At 72.3% G+C, this 1,367-nt stretch carries 1 protein-coding gene and 1 pseudogene; one reads left to right on the top strand and one right to left on the bottom strand.

Annotation, left to right across the window (positions count from 1 at the left end):
- Positions 1 to 564, bottom strand: a pseudogene (locus tag ACXJKL_RS21130) (co-chaperone YbbN); the annotation flags it as partial.
- A gap of 69 nt (positions 565 to 633) precedes the next feature.
- Between ACXJKL_RS21130 and ACXJKL_RS21125 the strand changes: the two are divergent.
- Positions 634 to 1,239, top strand: a complete 606-nt coding sequence (locus ACXJKL_RS21125; protein WP_457208954.1) for a GtrA family protein — start codon at positions 634 to 636, stop codon at positions 1,237 to 1,239.
- Positions 1,240 to 1,367 lie beyond the last annotated feature (128 nt).

The following is a 1,367-nucleotide window of genomic DNA, read 5'->3' as shown; positions in this document are numbered from 1 at the left end:
CTCACCGAGCGCGTCCTGCGCGGCGGCGTAGCGCGGGTCGACCTGCTCCTCCTCGCCGGCGGTCGTCGGCGCGGCCGAGCGGGGCTGGTGACGGCCGGAGATGCCCTGGGTGGTGAGCTGCTCGAAGAGCTGCCCGAACAGCGTCGAGAGCTCCTCGCGGGACAGCGCGCCGGGGATCGGCTGCGTCACCGGACGGCCGTCGAGCACCACCAGCATCAACGGCACCTGCGGGATCTGCATCGCCTGGGCGATCTCCGGGGCGGCGTCGATGTCGACGAGCCCGGCGAGGAGACGGCCGTCCAGGCCCTCGACCACGGCGGCCACGTCCGCGGCGTACGCCTCGCTGCCCGGCGCCTGCGTCGCGGAGTGGAAGACGAGCACCACCGGTGCGGTCATGGACTCCTGGAGCATCTGCTGGAGGTTGTCCTGCGTGACGGTCACGGAGTACGACGACCCTCCGGCGGAGCCCGTCGCGGGACCCGCTCCGGCGGCGGGAGCAGGCGCGGGACGCTTCAGGCCGGACAGGTCGACGGCACCGGGACGGGAGAAGGGCTGCTGGGTCATGCCCCCATTCTCCCCACAGCCGTGCGAGGCGGTCGAACGGGCTCCCGACTTCCCGGCTAGCCTCCTCGCGTGAGCGTGGTGCGGAGGGTCGTCGGACGCCACGGTCACAACCTCGTGCTGCTCACCCGCTTCGGGCTCGTCGGGGCCAGTGGGGTGGTCGTCAACCTCCTCGTGCTGGTGCTGTGCCACCGGCTCGGGCCGTCCTTCGAGGACGTGGTCGTCGGGCTGCCGGCCAGCGAGTTCAACGTCCGCTGGTACCACGTCTACTCGACCCTGGCCTTCCTCGTCGCCAACCTGTGGAACTTCCAGCTCAACCGCGGCTGGACCTTCCGCAGCGCGGGCCACTCGCCGTGGTGGCGCGAGTACTGGCCCTTCCTGGTGGTCGGTCTCGCCGGCCAGGTGATCGGCCTCGCGCTGCTCACCGTGCTGCTCCACCCCGGCTCACCGCTGGCCCTCCCGACCTCGGTGCTCGACGGCTCGAGCGGCTTGAGGAACAGGCTCTACTGGGGCCAGCTGATCGTCATCGCGGTCGTGACCCCGCTCAGCTTCGTGCTCAACAAGCTCTGGACCTTCGGGGCCGTCCGTACCCACCACCGCGAGCTCGGTGACCCCGTCCGCGTCCACGACCTCACGGCCCAGGACGGTGCCCAGGACGAGGACGAGCAGGCCCGCTAGCAGCGAGCCGCGGCCGGGTCAGACGAGGGCGTCCTCGCGCTCGTCCTCCTGCACCCGGCGCGGCGCCCGCTGCCTGTCCACCAGGGCCGCCCCCTCGACGTCGAGGTGCGGCAGGACCCGGTCCAGCC

The sequence above is a fragment of the Nocardioides sp. P5_C9_2 genome (assembly GCF_054049555.1).
This window is presented reverse-complemented; position numbering and strand designations above follow the sequence as displayed.